Raw genomic sequence first — 3,693 nt, 5'->3', positions numbered from 1 at the left:
AAGGCTACCCCTGCTATCGGTGTCTCTACCCTGAACCGCCTCCCGCCGGATTGGTCCCCAATTGCCAGGAAGCCGGGGTATTGGGGGTCCTCGCGGGCACCATCGGTATTTTGCAGGCCAATGAAGCCGTCAAGGAAATTTTGGAGATCGGCGATACTCTCGCGGACCGTTTGTTGATCTACGATGCCCTCGAAATGAAATTCCGCAGCGTCGGGCGCCCCAAGGATCCCCGCTGCCCGCTCTGCAGCGCCACCCCGACGATTACCGCGCTGGAAGAACATCACGTCTCATGCAGCGTGTAACGGGAATGGATTCATGCCGGCCGTTCATCCTCTCCGGATTGGTATTGGCGACCCGAACGTCCGCACCGTCGACACCACAAACACGCTGACCGGCTTCTGATCGCCATGCTTTCGATTCCTTCAGACATTTGGGAAGACATGATCGCGCATGCGCGGGCCCTGGACCCTCATGAATGCTGCGGCATTCTGGCCGGCGCGGACCAGGTCATTACCGAGCATTATCGCATTACCAACATCCTGGCCAACATGAGTGAAGCCGAACTGGCCCGCTTCGATCAGGCGAAACTGTCAGACCTCAAACAACTGTCACCGGAGGAACGGGCCGATATCGCCTTCCAAATGGATGCCCAGGAAATGTCACAAGCGCAAAAGGACATTCGTCAGAAAGGCGTCACCCTGAGGGCCTTTTATCATTCGCATACCTTCAGCCCTGCTCGCCCGTCTATCACGGATATTAAAATCGCCATGGAATTTGAGAGCTACCGGGAAAAACTCAATATACCCGAACCCGTTCACGTCATCATCTCCCTCCAGGATAAGACGACTCCCGTCATCCGCGCGTATCGCATCCAGGATTCGACGGCTACCGAAGTTCCCGTCGAACGCCGATAACGACTTCATGTTGCGCTGTTCTAGACATCCCCTGTCCAAGTTGAGATAATGCGGAAACTTCTTTCTCCCCATTAACAAGGAGATTCATTATGTTCCGTCCTCTTGCATTCATCCTTCCGTTACTCATCGTTCTTTTCGTGTCAACGGCCTCACTGGGTTGGGCTTTTTCCGATGAACCGGGCAAAGAAGGAGGGTTTTACAGCCCGATCATCCGCGTGGTTCCGGATAAAGGCTTTATCCTGATCAACAGCGGGAGCGGTATTCTTTGGCTCAAAGCCAGCGAGGCGGCAATGCCTCATATTTCCAAGCTGCCCGTCGGTGGGCTGATCGACGTTGTGGTCGTCTTTCAAGGAAAACCCCACCCGCCGATCATCAAGTTATGGAAATTGGCAAGCGGTGATTCAGCCTGCCCCGTGTTTGACGGCAAACAATGCGTACCGCCTGCAAAAAAGAAATGATTCCACGAGTGGAACGTTCACCGGGAACTGCGGCTAATTCAGAGCAACCGCCTTGAAATTCGCATGCACCTTTTGTCCGGGTCGCAGCCGGAGTTGCTGGTAAGATTTTCTCGTAATCATGGCCAACAACGGACAACCCACGTCCAGCTTCACTTCAACGGCATACTGATCGCTCGGGGACTCGCCGACCTCGACAATCGTCGCCTCCAGGGTATTCAGCACGCTGCTTGTCTCAGGAGGGGCGCCCGCCACCAGGCTCACGTCACGTGACAGAATTTGCACCCGCAACGGCGCACCTGGAGGCAGCGCCTGCTGGGGGAGAAACAGGGAGTGTCCCAAAAATTCAACCCGTGTCAATCCGAATTGCGGTTCATGCTCGGCAATCCGCGTTTCAAGAATAGCCCCGACCACGTTCGATTCGACCAACTCCGGCAGATCCAACCGGGCGAAGACTTCCTGAATCGGCCCCGTCGCCGCCACTCTCCCCTCTTTCAGCAGAATCATATGATGGGCGAGCTGCAGCATTTCATGAAGGTCGTGGCTGACGTACAGAACGGGAATGCGCAATTCATGGTTCAGTCTCTGAAGATAGGGAACGATTTCCTTTTTTCGTTGTTGATCGAGAGAGGCCAAGGGTTCATCCATCAACAAAAGTTGCGGGCTGGTTAACAGCGCTCTTCCTATTGCCACACGTTGCTGCTCACCGCCCGACAAGTGTGGCACCCGGCGCTGAAAGAGCGGCTCAAGGTCCAACAACTCACTCGGGAGGGATGGCTGCGTTTCATTCCGTACTTGAGGTTTTGCGTGACGGTGAGATGCGGAAACAGGCGCGCTTCCTGAAAAACGACCCCGACGTGCCGGCGTTCGACCGGAAGAAAAATCCCACGAGCGTCGTCTTGCCAAACCTCCTGGTCGAACTGAAGAAACCCCGAAGGCGCGCGGGTTAAACCGGCTATGCACCTCAACAGCGTGGTCTTGCCGCTCCCGGACGACCCAAATACCGCTATCGTCCCTTCAAGCGGGACCGTGCAAGTCACGTCAAAACGAAACCCGGGATAGTCGATGAGGAATCGTGCGTCGAGTCTATTCATGAGACGTGACCGTATACACGATCGTCAGAATGAGAAAACTGAAGATAAGGAGCACGGCCGAAAGCACATGGGCTTGGGTATATTCAAGGACCTCGACGTGATCGTAGATGGCAATGGAGAGGACTTTGGTCACGCCTGGAATATTACCGCCAACCATCAGCACCACGCCGAACTCGCCGAGCGTATGGGCAAAGCCTAATACCACGGCGCTCAGGTATCCTCGAATCGCCATGGGTGACGCCACGGTAAAAAAGGCATCCAGCTTCGAGGCTCCCAGCGACCAGGCCGCTTCCAGTGGCTTCTTGCCTACTGCCTCGAACGCTCCGTGCAGGGGTTGCACGACAAAAGGGAGCGAATAGAACGTCGAGGCGATGACCAACCCCGTAAACGTAAAGGAGAGCGCCGAGCCGGTGAGGTCTTTCCATGGGCCGCCGATCAAACCATGGGGACCGAGTGCGATCAACAGATAGAAACCCAGCACGGTTGGTGGAAGAACAATGGGAAGCGCCACGATTGCCTCTACCAGAGTCCTAAGCCGCGAGCGCGTGAACGCCAACCACCATGCCAGGGGGGTGCCGACCAGCAACAACACGACCACGGTCACCGCTGCCAGTTGCAAGGTCAGCCATAACGGGCCCCAATCCATGACGTTCATCCTGCTACTCCCCGGCCTCGATCATTCCAAGCCATACCCGAATCGTTCAATGATGTTCCGGGACGTGACCCCTTTCACGTAGTCCAGGAACGCGCGTGCGCCATCGTTCCGTTGACCGTTTCGCAACAGAACGGCTTGTTGCCGGAGAGGGGCATGCAAATGCTTCGGCACGTCCCATCGGCTGCCGGACCCGTTGACTTTGGGACCAAACACCTGCGAAAGGGCGACGAATCCCAGTTGAGCATTCTTCGAGAACACGAAGTGGAACGTCTGTCCGACATTTTCTCCACGGACCAGCCGGTCCTGAAGCCGTTCCCAAAGTCCCAGTGCCTGCAAGACTTCCTTTGCAGCGGCGCCATACGGCGCGGTCTTGGGATTCGCAATGGCCACGTGCTCGACATGGTCGCTCAACAGCATGGATGTTCCATTTCCCTCGATCATGGTGGGACCGGGACTCCACAACGTCAGTCGTCCCACCGCATACGTAAACCGGCTCCCTTGAACCGCAACCCCTTCTTCTTCCATCAACTTCGGACGCGTGACGTCGGCGGAAAAGAACACGTCGAACGGGGCGC

General features: G+C 56.3%; 7 protein-coding genes. 3 read left to right on the top strand and 4 right to left on the bottom strand.

The features are described from left to right. The 3 genes from J4F31_12445 to J4F31_12435 form a co-directional block, all read left to right on the top strand. Positions 1-302 (top strand): ThiF family adenylyltransferase (locus tag J4F31_12445; protein MCE2497362.1); only part of this gene is annotated, 302 nt, incomplete at its 5' end. 138 nt (positions 303-440) lie between these two features. Then, positions 441-914, top strand: a complete 474-nt coding sequence (locus J4F31_12440; GenBank protein ID MCE2497361.1) for a M67 family metallopeptidase — start codon at positions 441-443, stop codon at positions 912-914. 89 nt (positions 915-1,003) lie between these two features. After that, the gene (locus J4F31_12435) at positions 1,004-1,372 is read left to right on the top strand and encodes a hypothetical protein (GenBank protein ID MCE2497360.1); all 369 of its coding nucleotides are present in this window, start codon (positions 1,004-1,006) and stop codon (positions 1,370-1,372) included. 33 nt (positions 1,373-1,405) lie between these two features. Here J4F31_12435 and J4F31_12430 read toward each other — a convergent pair whose 3' ends face one another. From J4F31_12430 to modA, 4 genes are all read right to left on the bottom strand, one after another. Beyond that, entirely contained in the window at positions 1,406-2,086 is a 681-nt protein-coding gene (locus J4F31_12430) for a TOBE domain-containing protein (GenBank protein ID MCE2497359.1), read from the bottom strand. Beyond that, positions 2,053-2,463 (bottom strand): ATP-binding cassette domain-containing protein, encoded by a 411-nt coding sequence (locus J4F31_12425; GenBank protein MCE2497358.1) that lies wholly within the window; start codon positions 2,461-2,463, stop codon positions 2,053-2,055. Before J4F31_12425 ends, J4F31_12430 begins: the two co-directional genes overlap by 34 nt. Then, positions 2,456-3,109: a molybdate ABC transporter permease subunit gene (gene modB / locus J4F31_12420; protein MCE2497357.1), complete on the bottom strand. Its 654-nt coding sequence runs from the start codon at positions 3,107-3,109 to the stop codon at positions 2,456-2,458. Before modB ends, J4F31_12425 begins: the two co-directional genes overlap by 8 nt. A 30-nt stretch (positions 3,110-3,139) precedes the next feature. Then, positions 3,140-3,693 (bottom strand): molybdate ABC transporter substrate-binding protein (gene modA, locus J4F31_12415; protein ID MCE2497356.1); only part of this gene is annotated, 554 nt, incomplete at its 5' end.

The sequence above is a fragment of the Flavobacteriales bacterium genome, from assembly GCA_021296215.1.
Classification (GTDB): domain Bacteria; phylum Bacteroidota; class Bacteroidia; order Flavobacteriales; family ECT2AJA-044; genus ECT2AJA-044.
The sequence above is the reverse complement of the archived record's forward strand: the minus strand, read 5'-3'. Positions and strand labels throughout refer to the sequence as shown.